General features: G+C 44.3%; 24 protein-coding genes. 2 read left to right on the top strand and 22 right to left on the bottom strand.

Going from position 1 to position 21,665, the window contains the following annotated elements; genetic code table 11:
- Positions 1-31: 31 nt before the first annotated feature.
- From recG to WJQ40_RS06235, 3 genes are all read right to left on the bottom strand, one after another.
- Positions 32-2,089 carry an ATP-dependent DNA helicase RecG gene (gene recG / locus WJQ40_RS06245; RefSeq protein ID WP_337538697.1) on the bottom strand — a complete coding sequence of 686 codons (2,058 nt, stop codon included), beginning with the start codon at positions 2,087-2,089 and terminating at the stop codon, positions 32-34.
- Between the two features lie 72 nt (positions 2,090-2,161).
- Complete coding sequence (locus tag WJQ40_RS06240) at positions 2,162-3,778, bottom strand: DAK2 domain-containing protein (RefSeq protein WP_337538877.1); 1,617 nt, start codon at positions 3,776-3,778, stop codon at positions 2,162-2,164.
- A gap of 51 nt (positions 3,779-3,829) precedes the next feature.
- Positions 3,830-4,189: an Asp23/Gls24 family envelope stress response protein gene (locus WJQ40_RS06235; protein ID WP_118796957.1), complete on the bottom strand. Its 360-nt coding sequence runs from the start codon at positions 4,187-4,189 to the stop codon at positions 3,830-3,832.
- Positions 4,190-4,371: 182 nt separating this feature from the next.
- Between WJQ40_RS06235 and rpmB the strand changes: the two genes are divergently transcribed.
- Positions 4,372-4,557 (top strand): 50S ribosomal protein L28, encoded by a 186-nt coding sequence (gene rpmB, locus WJQ40_RS06230; protein ID WP_118796956.1) that lies wholly within the window; start codon positions 4,372-4,374, stop codon positions 4,555-4,557.
- A 48-nt stretch (positions 4,558-4,605) separates the two neighbouring features.
- On the opposite strand, the gene WJQ40_RS06225 is transcribed toward rpmB, so the two are convergent.
- From WJQ40_RS06225 to WJQ40_RS06165, 13 genes are all read right to left on the bottom strand, one after another.
- Positions 4,606-5,178, bottom strand: coding sequence for a hypothetical protein (locus tag WJQ40_RS06225; protein WP_337538695.1), 573 nt, complete (start codon positions 5,176-5,178; stop codon positions 4,606-4,608).
- A 39-nt stretch (positions 5,179-5,217) separates the two neighbouring features.
- Entirely contained in the window at positions 5,218-5,358 is a 141-nt protein-coding gene (locus tag WJQ40_RS06220; protein ID WP_262573104.1) for a hypothetical protein, read from the bottom strand.
- A gap of 78 nt (positions 5,359-5,436) precedes the next feature.
- Positions 5,437-5,835: a GerW family sporulation protein gene (locus WJQ40_RS06215; protein WP_262573106.1), complete on the bottom strand. Its 399-nt coding sequence runs from the start codon at positions 5,833-5,835 to the stop codon at positions 5,437-5,439.
- Positions 5,822-6,733 (bottom strand): DUF2953 domain-containing protein, encoded by a 912-nt coding sequence (locus WJQ40_RS06210; RefSeq protein ID WP_337538693.1) that lies wholly within the window; start codon positions 6,731-6,733, stop codon positions 5,822-5,824. The genes WJQ40_RS06215 and WJQ40_RS06210 overlap by 14 nt, the downstream gene beginning before the upstream one ends.
- Positions 6,723-7,055, bottom strand: coding sequence for a hypothetical protein (locus WJQ40_RS06205; RefSeq protein WP_337538691.1), 333 nt, complete (start codon positions 7,053-7,055; stop codon positions 6,723-6,725). Before WJQ40_RS06205 ends, WJQ40_RS06210 begins: the two co-directional genes overlap by 11 nt.
- A gap of 44 nt (positions 7,056-7,099) precedes the next feature.
- On the bottom strand, positions 7,100-8,542 hold the full coding sequence (locus tag WJQ40_RS06200; RefSeq protein WP_337538689.1) for a penicillin-binding transpeptidase domain-containing protein: 1,443 nt from the start codon (positions 8,540-8,542) through the stop codon (positions 7,100-7,102).
- Positions 8,523-9,965, bottom strand: a complete 1,443-nt coding sequence (locus tag WJQ40_RS06195) for an FtsW/RodA/SpoVE family cell cycle protein (protein ID WP_337538688.1) — start codon at positions 9,963-9,965, stop codon at positions 8,523-8,525. Before WJQ40_RS06195 ends, WJQ40_RS06200 begins: the two co-directional genes overlap by 20 nt.
- Entirely contained in the window at positions 9,966-12,200 is a 2,235-nt protein-coding gene (locus WJQ40_RS06190) for a U32 family peptidase (protein ID WP_337538686.1), read from the bottom strand.
- Positions 12,201-12,334: 134 nt separating this feature from the next.
- Entirely contained in the window at positions 12,335-12,739 is a 405-nt protein-coding gene (gene zapA / locus WJQ40_RS06185; RefSeq protein ID WP_337538684.1) for a cell division protein ZapA, read from the bottom strand.
- A gap of 42 nt (positions 12,740-12,781) precedes the next feature.
- Complete coding sequence (ruvB, locus tag WJQ40_RS06180; RefSeq protein WP_337538682.1) at positions 12,782-13,780, bottom strand: Holliday junction branch migration DNA helicase RuvB; 999 nt, start codon at positions 13,778-13,780, stop codon at positions 12,782-12,784.
- A 21-nt stretch (positions 13,781-13,801) separates the two neighbouring features.
- Entirely contained in the window at positions 13,802-14,410 is a 609-nt protein-coding gene (gene ruvA / locus WJQ40_RS06175) for a Holliday junction branch migration protein RuvA (RefSeq protein WP_262573122.1), read from the bottom strand.
- Complete coding sequence (locus WJQ40_RS06170; RefSeq protein ID WP_337538681.1) at positions 14,407-14,892, bottom strand: Gx transporter family protein; 486 nt, start codon at positions 14,890-14,892, stop codon at positions 14,407-14,409. The genes ruvA and WJQ40_RS06170 overlap by 4 nt, the downstream gene beginning before the upstream one ends.
- A gap of 24 nt (positions 14,893-14,916) precedes the next feature.
- On the bottom strand, positions 14,917-15,318 hold the full coding sequence (locus tag WJQ40_RS06165) for a NusG domain II-containing protein (protein ID WP_262573125.1): 402 nt from the start codon (positions 15,316-15,318) through the stop codon (positions 14,917-14,919).
- 161 nt (positions 15,319-15,479) lie between these two features.
- On the opposite strand from WJQ40_RS06165, the gene WJQ40_RS06160 reads away from it, so the two are divergent.
- Positions 15,480-16,265, top strand: a complete 786-nt coding sequence (locus WJQ40_RS06160; protein WP_262573127.1) for a histidine phosphatase family protein — start codon at positions 15,480-15,482, stop codon at positions 16,263-16,265.
- 40 nt (positions 16,266-16,305) lie between these two features.
- Here the strand turns inward: WJQ40_RS06160 and WJQ40_RS06155 are convergent, their stop codons facing one another.
- The 6 genes from WJQ40_RS06155 to ilvN (WJQ40_RS06130) all read right to left on the bottom strand — a co-directional run bounded on the left by WJQ40_RS06155 (position 16,306) and on the right by ilvN (WJQ40_RS06130) (position 21,655).
- Positions 16,306-17,628, bottom strand: a complete 1,323-nt coding sequence (locus tag WJQ40_RS06155) for a hypothetical protein (RefSeq protein ID WP_118796944.1) — start codon at positions 17,626-17,628, stop codon at positions 16,306-16,308.
- 47 nt (positions 17,629-17,675) lie between these two features.
- Complete coding sequence (gene leuD, locus WJQ40_RS06150) at positions 17,676-18,164, bottom strand: 3-isopropylmalate dehydratase small subunit (RefSeq protein ID WP_118796943.1); 489 nt, start codon at positions 18,162-18,164, stop codon at positions 17,676-17,678.
- Between the two features lie 20 nt (positions 18,165-18,184).
- A complete protein-coding gene (gene leuC / locus WJQ40_RS06145) occupies positions 18,185-19,453 on the bottom strand; it encodes a 3-isopropylmalate dehydratase large subunit (RefSeq protein ID WP_118796942.1) in 1,269 nt (422 codons plus the stop codon).
- A gap of 82 nt (positions 19,454-19,535) precedes the next feature.
- Entirely contained in the window at positions 19,536-20,555 is a 1,020-nt protein-coding gene (gene ilvC, locus WJQ40_RS06140; RefSeq protein ID WP_331488695.1) for a ketol-acid reductoisomerase, read from the bottom strand.
- 16 nt (positions 20,556-20,571) lie between these two features.
- Complete coding sequence (gene ilvN / locus WJQ40_RS06135; RefSeq protein ID WP_118796941.1) at positions 20,572-21,069, bottom strand: acetolactate synthase small subunit; 498 nt, start codon at positions 21,067-21,069, stop codon at positions 20,572-20,574.
- Between the two features lie 94 nt (positions 21,070-21,163).
- Complete coding sequence (gene ilvN, locus WJQ40_RS06130) at positions 21,164-21,655, bottom strand: acetolactate synthase small subunit (RefSeq protein WP_118796940.1); 492 nt, start codon at positions 21,653-21,655, stop codon at positions 21,164-21,166.
- Positions 21,656-21,665 lie beyond the last annotated feature (10 nt).

Here is a 21,665-nt window from a genome sequence, read left to right as displayed (position 1 = left end):
TTAGGAAAATACACACAAATATATCTTACCGTCAGATACTTCTAAAGTCAACCAGATTTCCAAAGTTAAGGGACAGCCATCCCCTTATACTCTCATGCTCTTTTGCTGTAAGATCAGGATCGTCCATAAGCAGATCCTCTACCAGTTTTCTGACCTGCATCAGCAGGGAACTGTCCTGATAGATATCAGCAACCTTAAAATTCATAATACCACTCTGACGGATTCCGAAAAGATCACCGGGTCCCCGCATTTTCAGATCTTCTTCTGCAATATAAAATCCATCATTGGATTTATTTAATACCTGCAGCCGTTCTGATGGACTGTCTTTTCCACTTCCATCTACAAAAATGCAATAGGATTGTGCTGCTCCTCTTCCAATCCGTCCCCGGAGCTGATGAAGCTGTGCCAGGCCAAAACGCTCTGCATTTTCTATCATCATAACAGTTGCATTTGGCACATTGATCCCAACTTCAATCACCGTCGTAGACACCAGCACGTCAATATTGCGGTTCAGATAAGCTTCCATGATCCGGTCCTTTTCAGAAGGCCGCATCCTGCCATGAAGATATGTCACACGGATCTGTTCCGGCAGCTCCTTTTTTAAAGCTGCTGTATAGGAGATCACATCTGCCACGCCTTCCATATCTTCATTTTCTTCTACCATCGGACAGATCACATAGGCCTGATGTCCTGCCTGTGTTTCCTTTATAAGAAAAGAAACAGCTTTTTTGTGATCCCTTCTGGTAATCACACAGTTTTTCACCGGCAGCCTGTCTGCCGGTTTCTCATCTACAAGTGAAAGATGCATATCTCCATAGAGAATAATGGCAAGTGTTCTTGGGATGGGTGTAGCACTCATGACAAGTACATGCGCCTGTTCTCCCTTTCCAAGAAAGGCTTCTCTCTGACGCACGCCAAACCGGTGCTGCTCATCCGTGATCACAAGAACCAGCTTCTGATAAGTGACTTTTTCCTGGATCAGGGCACTGGTGCCGATTACGACATTATAATCACCTTTTTCAATTCCGGCACATCTTTTTTTCTTTTCAGCTGCGGAAACAGAACCGGTAAGAAGTACCGGTCTCATCGGCAGATGATAAGTTTCTGCCATATGGCACAGCTCTTCATAATGCTGTCTTGCCAAAATTTCCGTAGGAGCCATCATGGCTCCCTGACAGCCATTAGCTGCCACAAGGAGAAGTGAAAGAAAAGCAAGGATCGTTTTTCCACTTCCTACATCTCCCTGTACAAGCCTGTTCATGACCATCCCGCCTGTCAGATCATCTTTGATTTCCTGCCAGGTACGCATCTGCGCCTTCGTCAGCTTATAAGGAAGAGCTTCCAGCAATCTGCCGGTGTCGGCAGTTTCCAGGAGAGAAAAGGCTGAAGGAGTTTCCTTTGTGATCTCCTTCTGACGGTGAAGCTGCATAAAAAAAGAAAACAGTTCATCAAAGGCAAGCCGTTTTCTGGCAAGGATCATACTCTCATAATCTTCCGGAAAATGAATCTGACGGTAGGCTTTTTCAATGTCAGACAGCTGATATTCCATGCGGATATCTTCTGGAAGATACTCGGCAAAAGACAATCCAGCAAGAGCCATGGAAACAGCTTTGCTTACCATATGAGCCGAAAGTCCTTTTGTCAGGGCATACTTTGGCTGCATGAATCTCATCAGAGCCTGATACTGTTCCTCTGTATAAAGCTTTGGCTGATCCATCTGGATCCGGTTCTTCTCAGTGCGGACCTTGCCATGTGCGTAATAGGACATACCTCTTTTTAGCGTATTTTTCAGATAGGGTGCATTGTAGTAGGTAATGACAAGCTGTCCGCTTTCATCCGCAGCTGTTATGGTTCCTACACCAAGAGATGCAAATTTTCGGTACTTGTAATCTCCTGTCAGTGTCAGCTTCAGCGTAACAGGCTCCTGCCCGGCCGCCTGACTGACAGGGATTCTTTCTCCGAACTGTTCATAATCCCTTGGAAAGAAGGTGATCAGATCGTACAATGTCGTAATATTCAGTTTATGAAAAAGTCCGGCCGTCTTTTCACCGATTCCTTTCAGGCTGGTAATATTGTCTGTATACTGCATATGCAAATCCTCTGACAGGAAAAGGACGGCTTTCACCGTCCCTTTTATAAACTGGTTTTATTTTCCTCTTCCTTATTCTCCTGAAACAATATAATAATAGATCGGCTGTCCGCCATACTGAAGCTCAACATCGCAGGAAGGATATGCTGCCTCCACCTTATCACGAAGTGCCTGTGCAGTCTGTTCATCCACATCTGATCCATAATAAATGCTGATCAGTTCCAAGGAATCATCCATCATGTTTTCAATCATCTCAAAGGCAACTGTATCCATTTCTGTGCCAACAGAAAGAATTCCATGATCACCAAGACCCATATAATCACCCTGTTTGATCTCCTTGTCATCAATCGTGGTATCTCTGACCGCATAAGTAACCTGTCCGGTTCTGACATTACCGATCTCAGCATTCATGGTTTCTTCATTCTCTGCCGCTGAAAGATCCGGAACATAATTGATCACAGCTGTAATTCCCTGTGGAACTGTCTTTGTCGGGATCACAATAATATCCTTATCCTTCACCATGGCCTTGGCCTGATTTGCAGCAAGAATAATATTCTTATTATTGGGGAGAATGAAAACATGGTCAGCATTGACTTTATCAATGGCATTCAGCATATCCTCTGTACTTGGATTCATGGTCTGTCCGCCTTCAATAATATAATCAACACCAAGTCCCTTAAAGATCTCATCCATTCCCTTACCGACTGAAACAGCGATAAAGCCGGTATCCTTATGAGGCATCTGTACTTCTTCCTGTGCAGCCTTCTTCATTTCTTCCTTAAACAGCTTTTCCTGATGCTCCAGGCGCATATTGTCGATCTTCATATTGGAAAGAGCACCATATTTCAGAGCCTTCTGGATTGCAAGTCCCGGATCATTGGTGTGTACATGTACCTTAACAACATCATCATCCGCAACCACTACAATAGAATCACCGATAGATTCCAGATAGGCTTTAAAATCAATTTCCTGCTTTATATTAAAGGTTTTATTCAGAAGAATGATAAATTCCGTACAATAACCGAATCTGATCTCCCGCTCTTCCTTCTGTGCTGTTTCTGCCTGTGGCTTCGCCTGAGTATTCTCCGGGATCGTCAGATCCAGCTCCTTCCCAAGGAATGCATCATAGGCACCCTTCAGCACCTGCATCAGTCCCTGTCCGCCGGAATCCACTACACCAGCCTGTTTCAGAACCGGAAGCATCTCAGGAGTCTTTTCAAGAACCTCATCTGCATATTTGATAATTTCATCAATAAATACGGAAAGATCATCACATCCGTTTTCTGCAAGCTCTCTTGCCTTATCAGCACCGCCTTTGGCAACAGTCAGGATCGTTCCTTCCTTTGGCTTCATAACTGCTTTGTAAGCAGTTTCCACCGCCTTATCAAAAGCTTCTGAAAGGATCGGAATCGTAAGTGTTTCTTCCCCCTTGATCCGTTTGGTAAAACCTCTGAACAGCTGCGAAAGGATAACACCTGAATTTCCTCTCGCTCCACGAAGGGAACCGGATGAGATTGCCTTACACAGGGTTGCCATGTCCGGATCTTCCATAACAGCCACTTCCTTGGCTGCAGACATAATTGTCAGTGTCATATTGGTTCCTGTATCACCGTCAGGTACGGGGAAAACATTGAGCTCGTTGATCCACTCCTTCTTTGCTTCCAGATTTTTGGCTCCAGCTAAGAACATCTTTGCAAGTAACTTAGCGTCAATCGTATTAACCACGAATGTATCCTCCTCTTAGTCAATCACTCTAACACCTTCAACAAAGATGTTTATTTTTTCAATTTCTATACCGGTAAATTCCTCTACCTTGTATTTCACATTGCTGATCAGATTGTCCGTAACAGCAAGAATGCTGACTCCATATGCTACGATCACGTGAAAGTTCAGTGTCAGCTTGTTGTTCTTTATGGAAACATTGATTCCTCTTGTCATGCTGTCCATCTTTAACAGCTTCACAAGTCCGTCTTTCACATTAATGCCTGCCATTCCGACAATACCAAAACATTCCATGGCTACACTGCCGGCATACTGGGCGATTACTTCATTATCAATTGAAACATTTCCCATGTGGGTATTCATTGAAGAAGATTTCATAGGCTGCCTCCTTATTTCTTTCCATATATTTTGATTATAACCTGTATCTTCCAAAAAAGAAACTATAAAATAAATTTAAATTTCTTCTTGCATTATTCTGGGTTTTCTGATATTATACAACTGTTGCGGATATAATCCGCTATTTGAAGCACGCAGATAATAATATGTTAGGAGGTGCAACGATGGCTAAATGTGATATTTGTGGTAAGGGCGTTCATTTTGGTAACAACGTAAGCCATTCTCATAGAAGATCTAACAGAATCTGGAATTCCAACATTAAAAGTGTTAAATGTAAAGTAAACGGAGCTCCTAAAAGAATGCACGTTTGTACAAACTGCTTAAAGTCTGGTAAAGTTGAGAGAGCTTAATAAGCAAGAAATGCGTAACAAAAAACTTCACTGCAAAGTGAAGTTTTTTTATGCTCTTTTTCCTATATCATACTCTTCTTTCAGTTCCTCATAGGCCGCATTGATCAGAAGCACCATCTCATGGTCTCCTGCAATATTGTCCGGATGGAACATCTTAAGAAGATCCCTGTATCTCTTTTTGAGAGCAAGCTGGCTCTTTACCCCCTGGAACAGAAGCTTTGCCGTCATCTGGCTGTATTCCATACGACGCACTTTCTCCTCGCCTCTCTTTTCACCGGCAAATTCCTGTTTTTCACGGTTTAATTGTTTGCGTTCTGCATCAAGCTGCAAAAATCCGCTTTTCAGAATATCCATTTTTTTATCAAAAAACAGCTCGTCCTGCTTCAGGCGTTTTCTTTCAACGACAAGTCTTCTGTTGACCTCGTCCATTTCTCTCCGAAACTGCTGTTTTTCTTTCAGAAACTCCTCCTGCCTGTGTTTCAGGTCTTTTTTCTCCGTCTCCACACGGATATTTTCCCTGAACAGCCAGGCCTTCAGTTCATTCAGTTCCTCTTCCCTTCCATCCACCAGCTTCTTTTCGAACTCAGGCTGATGATCATCCTTTTCTTTAAACATGTCCATGAATCATTCCCGGCGGCCTGATAGATTGCCGCTTTACTTTTAATCACAGTAAAAATTATAGCCTACCAGTAAAAGCAGTCCGATAATGATCAGTGCGATCAGATAGTGATGGGCAAGAAAAAGCATAAACAGCATCCCTACCGCAATCCAGAAAGCAATAAAGCCGATCATTTTTTTCATTCTGCTGCTCTCTTTCACATACTTCTTTCTTTATTATATGCAGAAAACCCTTGATTTTTCCTGATTTCTCTAAAAGGATCAGTTATTTTCTTCCTCCGGAAAAGCCACATCTACAGCCTGTTCATCATCGATCATCTCTTCCTTCGGTGCTGTAAATTTATCTACAATATCAGGGATCATATCCAGTACCTTTGTCATGGTATCCTGATTCTTGATGTTAACAAGTTTGGTGCTGCCATTTTTAATCACCAGAACTGCACTTGGTGACATCTTTCCACTAAAGCCGCCCATGCCCCCGTTCTTCTTATCTCCCACACTGGCACCGGCACCAACACCAAAGCTTACGTCTACAAGAGGTACGATCACTGTATCATCCGGAAGCTTCGTTGGTTCCCCGACAACCGTTTTAGTAGAAAGTACCGTATTCATTCCTTTCATCAACGACTCGATCACACCGGTAAAATTATTTTCTGCCATTCTGCACTGCCTCCTTCTTAAATAAACAGATCACTCTTTTCAGATCCTTATCAAAATAAATTTTCGCTGCAATCCTGATCAGGGTAAATGCAGTAATCTTCCCTTTAAATCGAAAGCTGCCCTCCATCACCGGCTTTTCAAAATCGGGGATTACCGTAATACTGTCCCCGATCAGTGGATACAGAATCCCATATATGGAAAGAATCTGTCCTGTAGCTGCAGGATCCTCCATGCCGATTGTAAAGGTACCGGATACCTTCCGTGGAAGAACTATCTTCATGAGTCTTAAAAGCTGTTCCCTGCATAACACAAACGCTCTTTTAAAGCTCTCTGTCTGTAAAATCTTTATATAATATCTGATGTTATGAATGATATGATTTATCTTATCATATATCTTCCGGATTGTGTACTTAATATTTCTGATAGCGGAAAAAAGCTTTCTTACGAAATCCAAAAGGGTTCTTCTGTCATCGCCACCGTCCTCATCAGCGGCATTTCCTTCATCAGAAATCTTCTGATCTGAAGTTGTATCGCTGACGTCAGATCCGACTTCCTTTTTATCTGTTTTCGGCTTCTTTCCATCAGCTTCCTTTTTGTTTGAAGTCTTTTTCTTCTTTTCTTTTGCCGGAAGGATCTGGAAAAACAGTACCTTTACCTTCAGAAATGCCTCTTCCGGATAAATAAAGGATACCCTGACAAGATGTAACAGCCAGGTTACTTTAAGCTGCACATGCATCGGAACAGGATCTCCCTCTTCTCTGTATCCGCTTCCCTGATATCTGACCGGGACAAAAAGGACGATCAGTAAAAGAGCCAGCAGGATCCCAAGGAATACAAGCAGGACTATGCCCAGGATTTTCAGTATAAGCAGGAGTACTGTCAGTATCTTAATCACCATAAGCAGCTCCTTTTCCCGTTCTCTTTTTCAGATAGGCATTAATATTGCAGCAGCCGGTAGTCTCAAGGCTTTCCTTTGTCATCTGCATGACAAGCTCTACAGCCTCCTCATAGCTTCCTGAAATACCCACGATGACCGGTGGGTGGAACCGGTAATATTTCTGCTTCAGATAGGCACAGTGATAGATTTCAAGCTGATCCATGCCGTTCGCCAGACAGATCACATAAATCGAAAGCTGCCCGATATGATTTTTCAGTTTCCATTTGACCTTAGCCGGATTTGTCACAGACTCTCCGACATAAAGATATCTGTAAAACTTCATAGATATTTCCTCATGTATGCTTCCTTATCCCAATCCACTCCGGATCAGTAGATTGTTTCTACTCCAAAGTAGGCATCAAAAATCCGTTTGGCGATCGGTACCGCATAATCACCGCCGGCACCGGCTCCTTCGATAATAATAGTAACACAGATTTCCGGATCCTCTGCCGGTGCAAAACCGGTAAACCACGCGTGGCTGTCTCCCTTTACCGTACCATATTCTGCAGAGCCTGTCTTTCCAGCCGCTGTATAGGACAGTCCCTTTAGTCTGGAGGCTGTTCCCTCCTCTACAACGTCTGTCATCAGTCCTGTCAGTATGAAGGCTTCCTCCTCTGTCATCAGATTTCCATAGGCAGCAGCGTTAAAGGTTTTAATGTTACCGCCAGCGCTGTTCTGTACATGATCAACAATATAGGGTTTCATCAGAACCCCGTTATTGGCAATGGCACTTGTGATCATATTCAGATGAATAGGCGTCATGGCTGTTGTTCCCTGTCCGATAGATACCTGCATCATATCTGCATCTGAAGTCGTATCACTCATATCCACCCGGCTCTGACTGTAATTCATGGACAATGGCAGCTTTTGGTTAAACAGAAGCTGATCCAGGGTTTCTTCAAAATGGCCTCTGTCAAAAGTCAGTCCCATATTCGCAAATGAGGAATTACAGGACTTGGCAAAGGATCTGGTAAAGCCAATCTGTCCGTGTACAGAGCCATGATAACACTGGATCCTGTCTTCTCCCCTCGAAATAGAACCATTACACTGATAAGTATATTGCTGATAAGTATCCGGGTTCTCCCTGATATATTCAAGGGCTGTAACGATCTTAAACGTAGATCCTGGTGGATATAATCCCTGTGTTACTCTGTTTAAAAGGACACCCTTCTGACTGTCACTTCGAAGCTCATCCCAGTTTGCTTCTACCGTACCCGGGTCAAAATCCGGTTTGCTTACCATGGCAAGGATTCTGCCGGTAGACGGCTCAGTCACTATGATCGCACCACGGTAAACACCAAGTGCTGTGGATGCAACCTGCTGGAGCTTTGTATCCAGGGTCGTGTAAACATTATCTCCAGGATACTTATCACCGCTGGCTTCCAGTGCCGCTTTCGTGGAAAGAGGCGCATTCGAATTGATCAGATAATAATTTGCCTGTGCTTCCACACCCATACGCCCGTTGGTTGCGTATCCGACAGCATGAGAAAACAGATTGCCATAAGGATACTCCCTGACCTCATTTCCGTTTTCATCAGTTACCGTCTGTGCCAGCACCTTTCCATCAGCAGAATAAATGCTGCCTCTGCGATTCTGGGATAACAGCATCTGCTGTCTTCCATTATAGCTGTTATTGATCAGCTCCTGCTTGTGCGTCACTGAATAATAGGTAATATACCCGATCATGGACAGGAACAGCAGCGTAAAGCCAGCCGTTATAATCATAATCTGTGGGCTTTTTTTCTTTCCTTTATTCTTCTTCCTGTTCAAAGGTTTCTCCGTCTTCTTCAAAATCTAAATCCTCATATTCGTAAACAGGTCTGTCTTTCTTTCTGCCCGCCTGTTTCTTTTTCTTCTGCCTGATACGTTTCCTGCGGTATTTCTCTTCCTCAGCTTCTTCTTCCTGGATCATGGAAAGACCTTCCGTAATGGAAAACATGATCAGTGTAGTAAGGACAGAGCTTCCTCCATAGCTGATAAAGGGAAGCGTAACTCCGGTCAGCGGAATAAATTTGCAGCCACCGCCAATGGTGAGAAAAACCTGGAAAATATAAGTAACACCAAGTCCAAAGGCTGTTAACTGATAAAACTTATCCTTCAGGTTCATGGAAATATTCATAAACATGACAAAGCAGCTGACACAGATCAGTATGACACACAGAGCAAACAGAAGACCAAGCTCTTCCGTGATCGCCGAAAAAATAAAATCCGCCTCCACGAAGGGAATGGATTCCGGTGTGCCTTTAAAAAGTCCAAGTCCAAACCAGCCCCCGCTCGTAATCGCAAACAGAGACTGGGTAATCTGATAACCAGTAGAATCAATCACGCTCCAGGGATCCTTAAAGGCCTGTACCCGCACCTGAATATGTGGGAACACACAATAAGCAAGATAGGCAGCCACACTGCCGCCGGATACACCCGCCAACAGATAAAGCCAGTTTCTGCTGGCCACCACTACCATAAGTACATACACCACGAAAAAGATCAGGGCACTTCCAAGATCCTTACTGCAGACCAGAATAATGACATGGGCTGCTGCTATCACTGCTGTTGTAAATACCTCAAAGAATCCGGCTGCCTTATATAAAGCACTGGCCACAAAAAAGACAAAGATGATCTTCACAAATTCTGATGGCTGAAAGGTCAGCCCGGCTATGGTGTAAGAAAGCTTGCTGCCATAGGTTGTCTGTCCAAGAACAAGCACAATGCCAAGTGCCACAATACCTGCCGCTGCATAGATCCATTTCCATTCCTTCAGAAACCTGAAACGGCTTACAAAGAAAGGAATCACAAGCGCTATCACCAGAGAGATCATGACTATGATAAACTGTCTGATCGCCTTACCAAGGGAAAGTCTTGTCAGGATCACAAATCCAACTGTCAGAAGCATACACATATTATTGACAAGAAGCCTGTTCGTTTTGGGATAAAGCATCCGGAACAGGATCACAGTCGCATACAGCACGATCTGCTGAAAAGCATAAAAGAACAGATACGTGATATCTCCCGTTTCAAAGCAGATCACAATAAAGCAGCTAAAATGCAGGCCAAACATAAGTATATTCTGTCTCGTGTAAATGCCGTTTCTGTCGCTTTCCTGTTTTTTTCTGAAAACTGCAAAGCTTTCATAAGTATATAGTGCAATCAGCAGCGTTATAACATATTTTGAAAACTCGCTGACGTATAACTCCATTTATTCAACTCCCCGTTTGTAATGTCCTGTTGTAAAATCCTGATAAAACGGCTGCCGTTTTTCTCCTCTGACCAGCGCTGTAAAATACGAAAGAACCTTTTCTGTTTCCCCCGCCGTCTCTGTGGTAAAGTCAAGCCTTCCGACAGATACCGGAAATGTTCTGTTCATCAGAAGCGTATGTAGTGACAGCGGTACAGAATTATAAAGAATATTATAACAGGAGCTGCATTCATGATAAACCGGGAATGTCTTCCGGTACCGGTCTGTTAATGTAAGATAACCCGGTACATGGGTACATTTTCCGGAAGTTTTCTGCAGGCACCCCGCACTGACCATCATGGGAAAACGCCCATATATCTGCAAAGAAGGCCTTCTGATATCAGCATTCTGTATCAGAGTGTACAGTTCCTTTCCATTCAGTTCAATCGGCAGATAGCTTTCTTCTGCATATTTCTGAAGAACAGCAAATGACCTGCTGTTCCACACATAAAGACCACTGTCTGTTACTATATGACCTGTATAGTTAATTTCCAAAAGGCAGGAAAGCATTTCCATATTTCGTACAAGACATCCATCAATAAATCCCTGCGTTGTCAGCTCGATAAGCTGTCTGCATTCGCTGTCACAGGTCTGTCGGCTGACATAGGGAAGTGCCAGATATACCTCACCCCCGCCTGCCTGTCTGTACAGGGAAAACAGTTCTGTCACAGAAGGATCTTTCGTGAGTGCCAGTTCCACATAAAGCCTTGCTGCCTCTCCCCTCTTTTCAAGGCAGGTATGGCATACTGCCTGCAGCTGCTCTTTCTGTGTCACAAGGACATGAAGCTGCGTTCCTTTCAAAGACGGAAGTATTTCCTGTTCTTTCCGGACACTTTGTACCTTCTGTACGGCAGCTCTGTCTGATAAAGAATCCACTTCAAATGGCAGTGGATGTCTTTCCTTTACGGCGTCATCCCACAGAAAAAATGATTCAAAAGCCTTCAGGGCATCCCTCCGCAGCTGGTTCAGCCTGCTAACAGGCATAAAAATATCCGGATCCATGGTGATCTGCACATCTGCAACTGTAAAAAATGTACCGCCGCATTTCCGGAGCTGTTCAACCACCTGTTCTTCTGATAATGGCCTGTTTTTGGCTTTATCTACAATATCACCTTTAGCGGCTGTAGTCGTGATACCGTCCGTTACAGTAAGGACGGCCTGTTCACCTGCATGAAATACAGCAGACAGAGAAACCTCCTTTCGAACCGGCTTCTCAATATACTGTTTCCGGACAGCCTGAAGAAGTGACTCGTCAGCACCATTATAGGAAGGTGAAGAAATCGTGATCATATCCCGTCCATTATGCTTCTCATAGTAGCCTTCTGAAAGACTGCTTCGCAAATATAAGGATTTCAGCTTCTGAATATCTTCTGCCGATACCGCATACAGTGCTTCTTTCCCTTCCTGCTTCAGGGCTGTATAAAGATTCATGTATTTCCGGTAGATTGCAGTCACACCGGCTGCATATTCCGGTTTTTTCATACGGCCTTCTATCTTAAAGGAATCAATCCCGGCATCCATAAGCTTCGGAATCAAATGGATCGTACACATATCTTTCATGCTTAAAGGATATTCCTCCCTGCCGTTCTCTACGTGATAGGGAAGTCTGCAGGGCTGTGCACATCTGCCGCGGTTACCACTTCTGCCTCCCAGGATACTGCTGAACAGGCACTGTCCGGAATAGCAGTAGCACATGGCTCCATGGATAAAGGTTTCCACCTCGATATCTGCTGTCCGCTTCATGGTAATAATTTCCCGCAGGGACAGTTCCCTGGCAGGAACAATACGGGATGCGCCAAGTGACTTCAGCAGCTTCGCCCCGAAGGGGCCAGTAATGGTCATCTGGGTACTGACATGAAGGGAAAGACCTGGGAAATGATCTCTTATAAAAAGAAAGGCACCCAGATCCTGTACGATCACAGCATCCAGTCCTGCTTCATAAAAGGGTATCAGAAACTGATAAAGTGCTGGGAATTCCCATTCCTTTACCAGTGTATTGACAGTAAGATATATTTTCTTCTGGAGGGTATGGGCATAACGGATCCCTTCGCAGATTTCTTCCTGAGAAAAGTTATCTGCATATGCTCTCGCCCCAAAGGCACTGCCACCAAGATAGATGGCATCTGCACCTGCTGAAAGGGCACCTGTCAGCGCTTCATAATTTCCTGCCGGTGCCAGTAATTCTGTTTGATTCATAGCTGCCTCAATAATACGGATCTGTAAAGCTTACGGAACCTCTTTCATACAAAGTCTCCAACAACTTCTCATAATGTGACAAAAGCTGTCTTCTTGAGACAGCTTTCTTTCGTAGATCCGTTCTTTTATTTATACTATTGCTGTTTTTTTAATTCTGTTTCCAGTCTGACGATCTTCCTGGCACTGTCATTGACTTCTGTCTGGAGACCCTTGATATTTTTCTCCATATTCTCCAGCTTGATCTGGGAAGCAATGAGCTCATGCTTCAGATTATACAACTCCTTCTCCTTGCTCTGGATCTCTTCTTCCAGCAGGGAAATCTGTTTCCTCGCCTTAAAATAATCATCAGCCAGATTGAGCTGCATCAGTACATTCTGGGTATCCTGGGGCTGACGTCTGAAAGACTCTACTTTGTTGTACTCAGACAGCTTGTTGTTGATGTAGGAGGCCACTTTCTGCAAATATTCTTCGCTCTCATAACCACTCAGTGTAAATACCTTACCACCGATGATAACCTCTGTATCTGTCTTCACTGACATCCCCTTCACCCCTTTGTATATATTGAGTTAATTATACGCATATTAACCGGGAATTTCAAGTCCAAAATGGTGATAAACAAGGTCTGTCACTACACGTCCTCTGGGAGTTCTGTTCAGAAAGCCGTTTTTGATCAGATAAGGTTCATAAACATCTTCTATGGTACCGGCATCCTCTCCAATGGCTGCAGCCAGTGTATCAAGACCTACCGGCCCTCCCTGAAATTTATTGACCATGGTAAGCAGCAGATTCCTGTCAATATGATCAAGCCCCATAGGATCCACATCCATCAGATTTAAGGCTGTTACTGCTACGTCCTTTGTGATCACACCGTCATATTTCACCTGTGCAAAATCCCTGACTCTCTTCAGTATCCGGTTGGCGAGACGCGGTGTTCCCCGGCTCCTCCTTGCCATCTCCATCGCTCCGTCAAAATCTACCGGTGCTTCCAGTATCCTTGCTGAATGCAGAATGATCTGCTGCAATTCTTCCGGCGTATAAAATTCAAGCCGGTGGATGATCCCGAAACGGTCACGGAGAGGTGCAGTTAAAAGACCTGCCCTGGTGGTTGCTCCGATCAATGTAAACTTCGGAAGATCAAGACGAATTGATCTGGCTGCCTGTCCCTTACCGATCATAATATCAATGGCATAATCCTCCATAGCCGGATACAGAACTTCTTCCACCTGCCTGTTCAGTCTGTGGATCTCATCTACGAAGAGAACATCCCCTTCTTTCAGATTGTTCAGAATCGCAGCCATTTCCCCTGGCTTCTCGATGGCTGGTCCACTGGTCACCTTCATATTGACCTGCATTTCATTGGCAATAATACCTGCCAGCGTCGTCTTACCTAGCCCAGGCGGTCCATAAAAAAGAACATGATCCAGTGGATCCTGTCGTTTCTTTGCCGCTTCAATATAGATCTTCAGATTTTCTTTGATCTTGGACTGTCCAATATAATCATCCAGCTGCTTGGGGCGGAGAGATCCTTCTACACGGATATCTTCCTCCTTCAGGCTGGTTTCTATCATTCTTCCTGCCATGCTTCATTTCCTTTTCAGAATTTAGAACATATTTTTCAGAGCCAGCTTCAGGATCAGCTCTGCATCTGCATCCTCGGGGATTTCTGCCTTCCTTATCGCCTTAAGGGCATCTGCCGGGCTGTATCCAAGCGCCGTCAGTGCTTCTACAGCTTCACTTCTGGCACTGTTTCCATCCTGTTCCATACCTTCAGCATATGCAGCTTCTTCCCGGCCGATTGCGGTATCCCTCATGGAGATCTTATCCTTCAGGTCAAGGATCACCCTGCCTGCAGTCTTGATACCGACACCAGGTGCTTTGGCAATCGCTTTGGCATCCCCGGAAAGAACAGCAAACCGCAGATCATCTGCACTCATCACAGACAGGATTGCAAGACCTCCTTTAGGACCGATTCCACCTACCGTAATAAGCTGTTTATAAACAGCCAGTTCATCCCTTGTAAGAAAACCATACAGCCAGATTGCATCCTCACGTACACTTGTATAGGTATAAAGCTTAGCTTCTTCTCCAATCCCCGGGAGTTCACCGGCTGTTTTCCCTGAAATACGGATATTGTAACCCATACTTCCGGTATCTATCACAACACTTTCTTCTGTAATTTCATCAATGATCCCCCTGATAAAAGCAATCATCCTCTGTTTCCTCCGTTCATACCCTTTCTGGCTGCCGGCAGCACAAGTACTGCCACACTGCCGATCACCATGCCGGTACCAAGGCCTGCGATCAGCAGAAAGGGAATATAATATACAATGCCATAGGTGCTCACGATCACACATGCAACCAGGAGCTGGCCGGTATTATGCATCGCACCTCCGACAGCGCTGATCACCGGAAGGTGGAATCTTCCTGATTTTTTCATCAGTGCCATGGTAAAAAAGCTGATCAGGGCTCCTGCAAGATTATACAGGATCACTGTAAGATTTCCAAATAACAGACCGCTTAAAACAGCCTTTGATATCGTAAGGAGAAGCGCATTCCTCTCCCCCACCAGATACATGGCAAGCACAACTGCCAGATTGGCAAGTCCGATCTTGATCCCAGGTATTCCTATCGGGAGCGGAATCAGGCTTTCCACATAGGATAAAATTAAAGCAAGGGCAAGTAAAAGTCCCATTACTGCAGTTCTCTTCATATGTGCCTAACCGGTGACCGCATCCATGTCACTCTCCCTTTCTGAATGAACGGATAGGACCAGCCTATGAGGCAGACAGATGATGCTCTCCCCATCCCTTGCTATGGCTTTTGAGCGGACACAGATTTTATCCGGACAGTTGGCATCAGAAATTTCTGCACTGCCGTCTCTGATCATCAACAAATTATAATGTGTCCGTTCTTCATTCCACAGCGTAACGGTAATATCCTCAGAAAGAGGATAAGAAGCTGTCACACTGCCGTCTCTGATCACAAGGACACTCCCCTCTCCTGAGGACTGCCTGTCCCTGATTACATTGATCAGGAAAAAAGTGGCTGCCAGAAGAAGAATGATTCCGACAATAAGCAAATCGCCCTTCAGCTTCTGAAACAATGTCTGCCTCTCCATATACGATACTGGTATCTCCTGTTCACATTCTTGCAAAACCATATTATTATATTATCATAATCGAACATATGTTTCAAGCTTCTCTGGTATTTATTTTCTTCCTTTTCTGTGCTAAACTGATCAGGAATACAAAACCGTTTTTAAGAAAGGGAAAACAACAGATGAAATTAATATTCGTTCGACATGGTGATCCTGACTATACACTGGATTCCCTGACAGAAAAAGGCTGGCGTGAGGCAGAAATACTGGCAGAACGGATCAGCAGCTTTGACGTGGATGACTTCTACTGTTCTCCTCTTGGCCGTGCAAGAGATACCGCTTACTGTACACTGAAAAAAATGAACCGTAAGGCAAAGATCCTGAGCTGGACACAGGAATTTAATTATCCGATCGATGACCCTGTTACCGGCAGGCATGGTGTTCCATGGGATCTTGTTCCTTCTTCCTGGTGTAATGATATCCTTATGCTGTCCAAAGACGGCTGGGTTCAATCTGATATCATGAGCCAGAATCCCGATATTGCAGTCCATTATCAGGATGTATGTAAGCAGCTGGATCAGTTTCTTGAAAAATACGGCTATGTACGGGAGGATAATTTTTACAGAGTTCCCGGTAAAAAGGAAGTATTCATTTCCAGAACCGTTTCTCCTGACAATCAGGCCAATATCAGTAACCAGCTGCAGCATGGCAGGGAAAAGGTTGTCGTTATCTTCTGTCATCTGGGTGCAATCTGCATTATGCTGTCCCATTTGCTGAATATCCCCTTCCCACTTCTTGCACATGGATTTTTCCTGCCAACTACCTCCCTGACTATTCTCGGTACCGAAGAACGCTGGAGCAATGAAGCTTATTTCCGCGTGCAGGCCATGGGAGATGTATCCCATCTGCTGCTTGCAGGAGAGCCCATATCCAATGCCGGTTCCTTTACGCCTGTTTTTCAGCAGTAACCAAAAGGCTGCGAGATTACTCGCAGCCTTTTAAATCTTCTTATTCTTCCGCTGTATCTTCTGTGCCATCCATCTCATCAGACTCTGCTGTGCCAGTATCACTGGTCTCATCTGTACTGTCAGAACCATCTGCTGCAGTACTGTCTGAAGAACTGTCTGTTGCGGTCAGATAATTCAGATGTCCCTTCTGATCTGATACCTCAAACTTCTCAGTCAGAGACGAAAGATATGCCGCTGTCGCATCAGAAGCCATGGAATCAGAAATTTCACTGTCTACAGTTTCAGCATCATAGTATCTCTTGATAAATTCAACTACATAATACTGATGATTGTCAGTGTCCTCGATAACTTCGATATCCCCCTCTGCTCTTGTATCATCAAACAGAAAATCCTGAATAACAGAAGGAGCATAGGATTTACGCTGACCTTCCTTCAGCGAATAATCAGACTCAGTATCTTCATAATTTGCTTTATCATCTTCAGAAGCATTCTCAGCACACAGTGCATTGAAATCTCCACCGGCCTTACGCTCTGTCAGAAAAGCATCTGCTTTTGCTTTCAGGTCATCCATTGCTGCTGCAATATCATCCTCTGTAGCGTCATCTGCAAGATCAGCCTTGAAAACAAAGCTTCTGTAATCCACATCATCATAAGACGCCGGGTCAGCCTCGTAAGTTGTCTTGATCTCTTCCTCTGAAGGCGCATTCTTTGCAAGCAGTTCCTGATAATATGCATTGGTAAGAAGCGCATCCTCAAGGAAAGGCTTGATATTCTTCTCAGTAGCATAATCACCAAAGGTTTCTCTGTAATAAACAGAAAGTGTCTCAGCAGCTGAATCGGCAGCCGATCTGAACTGCTCTATCTGACTTTCGTATTCCTCCGTACTGTCATAGGTAAAACCATTTGCCTGTGCATCCGCTTTCATCGCATAAGTGGAAACAATCTGCTGTACAGCCATCTCCTCAAACAGATCCTTCCAGGTCAGGTTCTTGTCCTGATCATAGATCTGCTCTGCCGGATCCTTGGATGTATCAAGACCCATATAAGAAGCAATGGAACCATATGTGGAAAGATAACTATTTACAACGGAATGATAATAATAATCAAATTCCAGCTTGCTGATATTCTCTTCTCCTACCTGGATATAGGTTCCGTGAAGTGCTGTCTGTTTCTTAACGATACTGGATCCAAAACCAATTACAATTGCCAGTACAATAGCGATACCGATCACAGCTGTAACTGTTTTGAAGATCTTCTCGTCACGTCTGTCCCTTTCTTCTTTCGCCTTTCTGGCTGCCATTTTTTTGTCATAACGGGTCTGAACCTTCTGCTCTGTTACCTCAGGTTCATTTTTTTTTGCCATTTGTAGAGCTCCTCCTTAATTCTTTCTCAATAACTACAGAACCTATTTTACTTCTGATTGATATAATTAACAAGTCCCTCTGCAGCAATTATTTTTTGCATGAATTCAGGGAATGCCTGTCCCTGATAAGTTGTGTTCTTTGTGATATCAGTAATCACACCGGTATCAAAGTTAACTGAAACCTCATCCCCGTTCTCAATCTCTCTGGCTGCTTCCTTACATTCAATAATGGGAAGTCCGATATTGATCGCATTGCGGTAGAAAATTCTGGCAAAGGTTTCCGCGATGACGCAGCTTACACCTGCAGCCTTAATGGCAATAGGGGCATGCTCTCTGGAAGAACCGCAGCCGAAATTTTTGTCTGCCACGATAATATCTCCCTTTTTTACATTTTTAATAAAATCCTTATCAATATCCTCCATACAATGTGCAGCCAGTTCCGCAGGATCTGAGGAATTCAGATATCTTGCAGGAATGATCACATCTGTATCTACGTTATCTCCGAATTTAAATACGATTCCTTTTGCTGCCTTCATAGTTTTCGTCCTTTCCTTCTCTACGCATCTAACTTTCTGGGATCTGCGATCTTACCTGCAACGGCACTTGCAGCAGCTACTGCAGGGCTTGCCAGATAAATTTCACTCTTTACATGTCCCATACGACCTACAAAGTTACGGTTTGTGGTAGAAACGCATCTTTCATTCTCTGCCAGGATACCCATATAACCACCAAGGCAGGGTCCGCAGGTGGGTGTACTGACTACGGCGCCGGCTTCGATAAAGGTCTTTAACAGACCCTCTTCCATGGCCTGCAGATAAACAGCCTGGGTAGCAGGGATTACGATACAGCGCATTCCCTTTGCAACATGTCTGTCCTTAAGGATAGATGCTGCAATTCTCATATCATCAATCCGTCCATTGGTACAGGAGCCGATCACTACCTGATCGATGGCGATATCTTCTGTAATCTCATCTACTGTCTTTGTATTCTCCGGAAGATGAGGAAATGCCACGGTAGGCTTTAACTCAGAAAGGTCAATGGTATACTCCTCATCATAAACAGCATCCTCATCTGCTTCATATACTGTAAAGGATCTGGTCGCATGCTCTTTCATATAAGCGACCGTCAGATCGTCTACCGGAAAAATACCATTCTTGCCGCCGGCTTCGATCGCCATATTGGCAATGGTAAATCTGTCATCCATGGTAAGATTTCTGATACCATCTCCAACAAACTCCATGGACTTGTATAAGGCACCGTCTACACCGATCATGCCGATAATATGCAGGATCACGTCCTTACCGGAAATCCATTTGGAAGGCTTACCTGTCAGATTGAACTTAATAGCTCCCGGCACCTTGAACCATGCCTTACCCGTTGCCATGCCGGCAGCCATATCGGTACTTCCAACACCCGTCGAGAATGCACCAAGTGCACCATAGGTACAGGTATGGGAATCTGCCCCGATGATCACATCACCAGCTACTGTCAGTCCCTTTTCAGGAAGCAGGGCATGCTCAATTCCCATTTCTCCTACTTCAAAATAATTGGTAATTTCATTACGCCTTGCAAACTCTCTGACACATTTGCAGTGTTCCGCAGATTTAATATCCTTATTGGGAACAAAGTGATCAGGAACAAGTGCGATCTTGTCCTTATCAAAAACTCCCTCGGTATTCATCTTTGCCATTTCCTTAATGGCTACCGGACTGGTAATATCATTTCCAAGCACCAGATCCAGATCTGCTTCGATCAGCTGTCCGGCTTCTACCTTCTCAAGTCCGGCATGTGCTGCCAGAATTTTCTGGGTCATTGTCATTCCCATGCTTATTTCCTCCTGATAGAAAGAACCCTGTGCCAGAAGTTCGGCACAAGGTTCATGTCATTTTTATAGAACTGTCATACCTTTAGTTATTGATCAGTTTGTCGCCTTCGTTGTTCCAGCTGTAAAGCTTACGGATCTCCTTGCCAACCTGCTCTGAAGGATGCTCTGCAGCAAGCTTTCTCATGGCCTTGAAATGAGCCTGTCCGCCCGCAGGAGACATATCAAGCAGGAAGTCCTTTGCAAAAGTACCATCCTGGATGTCCTTCAGGATCTTCTTCATAGTCTTCTTGGTTTCATCTGTAATGATCTTGGGACCTGTAATATAATCACCATACTCTGCTGTGTTGGAGATGGAATATCTCATTCCTTCGAAGCCTGACTGATAGATCAGATCTACGATCAGCTTCATTTCATGGATACACTCAAAGTATGCATTTCTCGGATCATAACCAGCCTCGCAGAGAGTTTCAAAGCCAGCCTGCATCAGCGCACATACACCACCACAGAGAACTGCCTGCTCACCAAAGAGGTCTGTCTCTGTTTCTGTACGGAAGGTTGTCTCAAGAACACCTGCTCTTGCGCCACCGATAGCAAGTGCATAAGCCAGTGCCATCTCAAGGGCCTTACCTGTAGCATTCTGATGAACAGCAACCAGACAGGGAACACCCTTACCAGCCTGATACTCGCTTCTTACAGTATGTCCAGGTCCCTTGGGAGCGATCATGGTAACATCGACATCCTTAGGCGGAACGATCTGTCCGAAATGAATATTGAAACCATGTGCGAACATCAGCATGTTGCCTGCTTCCAGGTTGGGCTCGATATCCTTCTTATACATTGCTGCCTGCAGCTCATCATTGATGAGGATCATAATGATATCAGCCTTCTTTGCTGCTTCTGCTGCAGTATATACTTCAAATCCCTGTGCCTCAGCCTTTGCCCAGGACTTGGATCCTTCATAAAGACCGATAATTACGTGACAGCCGGACTCCTTTGCATTCAGTGCATGGGCATGTCCCTGACTGCCATAACCGATAACTGCGATTGTTTTTCCTTCAAGAAGGGAAAGATTACAATCCTCCTGATAATAAATATTTGCCATTTTCATGACTCCTTTCTTATAAATAGGTAACATTTTCTGAACCTCTGCCAAGTCCGGCAATACCGGTTCTGGCAAGCTCCAGAATTTCATATCCATCAAGGAGATTGATGAAAGCATCAATCTTATCCTGATTACCTGTAAGTTCAACGATCAGACTGTCAGAAGCCACATCAATGATCTTCGCACGGAAAATATCTGCAATGGAGATCACACCCTGCCTCTGGTCACATCCTGCCTTTACCTTGATCAGTGCCAGTTCCCTGTAAACACTGCTGTCCGGCTTAAGCTCCTTCACATCGCGGACATCCACGAGCTTGGAGACCTGTTTTTCAATCTGATCCAGAATCTCATCATCCCCTGAAGCGACAATGGTGATCCTTGTAAAACGAGGGTCCGCAGTTACACCTGCAGTAATACTCTCAATGTTATAGCCTCTCCTTGAAAACAGACCTGAAATACGGCTTAACACACCTGAGGTATTGTCAACAAGAAGCTGAAATACTTTCTTATGCACGTAAGACTCCTCCTTAACTTTTATCCAATATTTTAGCAACTGACGTTATAAAAGTCAATTGTACCATTTTATCCAATTTTGTTGATCTATTTTATCATTTCAGATCTGTTTCATTGCATTTCTGCAGCGCCAAGGTACCGGTACGTGCCACCTCCACGATGCTGACTGACTGGAACATGTCGATCAGAAGCTGTGTTCTTTCAGGCAGATCACACATCTGGATCAGCATGAGATTTTTAGACATATCCACGATCTGGGCATGCATGATCTCGCAGATCTCCATAATGTCTCTCCGGTTCGTCTTGTTGTACTTGACCTTGATCAGCATCAGTTCACGGCTGATACTGCTTTCCGTATCAAAGGTTTTTACCTTGATGACATCCAGCTTTTTATTCAGCTGTTTTTCGATCTGTTCTATGGTTCTCTTGTCCCCGCTGCTCACGATTGTCATGCAGGAAACATCCTTCGTATCTGTTTCTCCTACAGCAAGCGAATCAATATTAAAGCATCTCCTTGAGAAAAGACCTGCCACCTTGCATAGTACACCGGATCTGTTTTCTACCAGTACAGAATATATTTTCTTCATGATACTTCTC

This window comes from Suilimivivens sp., from assembly GCF_037359455.1.
Classification (GTDB): domain Bacteria; phylum Bacillota; class Clostridia; order Lachnospirales; family Lachnospiraceae; genus Suilimivivens; species Suilimivivens aceti.
The sequence above is the reverse complement of the archived record's forward strand: the minus strand, read 5'-3'. Positions and strand labels throughout refer to the sequence as shown.

Excerpts from the sequence above, each read along its gene's own strand:
- recG (WP_337538697.1), bottom strand. The coding sequence starts at position 2,089 with ATGCAGTATACAGACAATATTACCAGCCTGAAAGGAATCGGTGAAAAG.
- WJQ40_RS06240 (WP_337538877.1), bottom strand. The coding sequence starts at position 3,778 with ATGTTCTTAGCTGGAGCCAAAAATCTGGAAGCAAAGAAGGAGTGGATC.
- WJQ40_RS06235 (WP_118796957.1), bottom strand. The coding sequence starts at position 4,189 with ATGAAATCTTCTTCAATGAATACCCACATGGGAAATGTTTCAATTGAT.
- rpmB (WP_118796956.1), top strand. The coding sequence starts at position 4,372 with ATGGCTAAATGTGATATTTGTGGTAAGGGCGTTCATTTTGGTAACAAC.
- WJQ40_RS06225 (WP_337538695.1), bottom strand. The coding sequence starts at position 5,178 with ATGGACATGTTTAAAGAAAAGGATGATCATCAGCCTGAGTTCGAAAAG.
- WJQ40_RS06220 (WP_262573104.1), bottom strand. The coding sequence starts at position 5,358 with ATGAAAAAAATGATCGGCTTTATTGCTTTCTGGATTGCGGTAGGGATG.
- WJQ40_RS06215 (WP_262573106.1), bottom strand. The coding sequence starts at position 5,835 with ATGGCAGAAAATAATTTTACCGGTGTGATCGAGTCGTTGATGAAAGGA.
- WJQ40_RS06210 (WP_337538693.1), bottom strand. The coding sequence starts at position 6,733 with ATGGTGATTAAGATACTGACAGTACTCCTGCTTATACTGAAAATCCTG.
- WJQ40_RS06205 (WP_337538691.1), bottom strand. The coding sequence starts at position 7,055 with ATGAAGTTTTACAGATATCTTTATGTCGGAGAGTCTGTGACAAATCCG.
- WJQ40_RS06195 (WP_337538688.1), bottom strand. The coding sequence starts at position 9,965 with ATGGAGTTATACGTCAGCGAGTTTTCAAAATATGTTATAACGCTGCTG.
- WJQ40_RS06190 (WP_337538686.1), bottom strand. The coding sequence starts at position 12,200 with ATGAATCAAACAGAATTACTGGCACCGGCAGGAAATTATGAAGCGCTG.
- zapA (WP_337538684.1), bottom strand. The coding sequence starts at position 12,739 with ATGTCAGTGAAGACAGATACAGAGGTTATCATCGGTGGTAAGGTATTT.
- ruvB (WP_337538682.1), bottom strand. The coding sequence starts at position 13,780 with ATGGCAGGAAGAATGATAGAAACCAGCCTGAAGGAGGAAGATATCCGT.
- ruvA (WP_262573122.1), bottom strand. The coding sequence starts at position 14,410 with ATGATTGCTTTTATCAGGGGGATCATTGATGAAATTACAGAAGAAAGT.
- WJQ40_RS06170 (WP_337538681.1), bottom strand. The coding sequence starts at position 14,892 with ATGGGACTTTTACTTGCCCTTGCTTTAATTTTATCCTATGTGGAAAGC.
- WJQ40_RS06165 (WP_262573125.1), bottom strand. The coding sequence starts at position 15,318 with ATGGAGAGGCAGACATTGTTTCAGAAGCTGAAGGGCGATTTGCTTATT.
- WJQ40_RS06160 (WP_262573127.1), top strand. The coding sequence starts at position 15,480 with ATGAAATTAATATTCGTTCGACATGGTGATCCTGACTATACACTGGAT.
- WJQ40_RS06155 (WP_118796944.1), bottom strand. The coding sequence starts at position 17,628 with ATGGCAAAAAAAAATGAACCTGAGGTAACAGAGCAGAAGGTTCAGACC.
- leuD (WP_118796943.1), bottom strand. The coding sequence starts at position 18,164 with ATGAAGGCAGCAAAAGGAATCGTATTTAAATTCGGAGATAACGTAGAT.
- leuC (WP_118796942.1), bottom strand. The coding sequence starts at position 19,453 with ATGGGAATGACAATGACCCAGAAAATTCTGGCAGCACATGCCGGACTT.
- ilvC (WP_331488695.1), bottom strand. The coding sequence starts at position 20,555 with ATGGCAAATATTTATTATCAGGAGGATTGTAATCTTTCCCTTCTTGAA.
- ilvN (WP_118796940.1), bottom strand. The coding sequence starts at position 21,655 with ATGAAGAAAATATATTCTGTACTGGTAGAAAACAGATCCGGTGTACTA.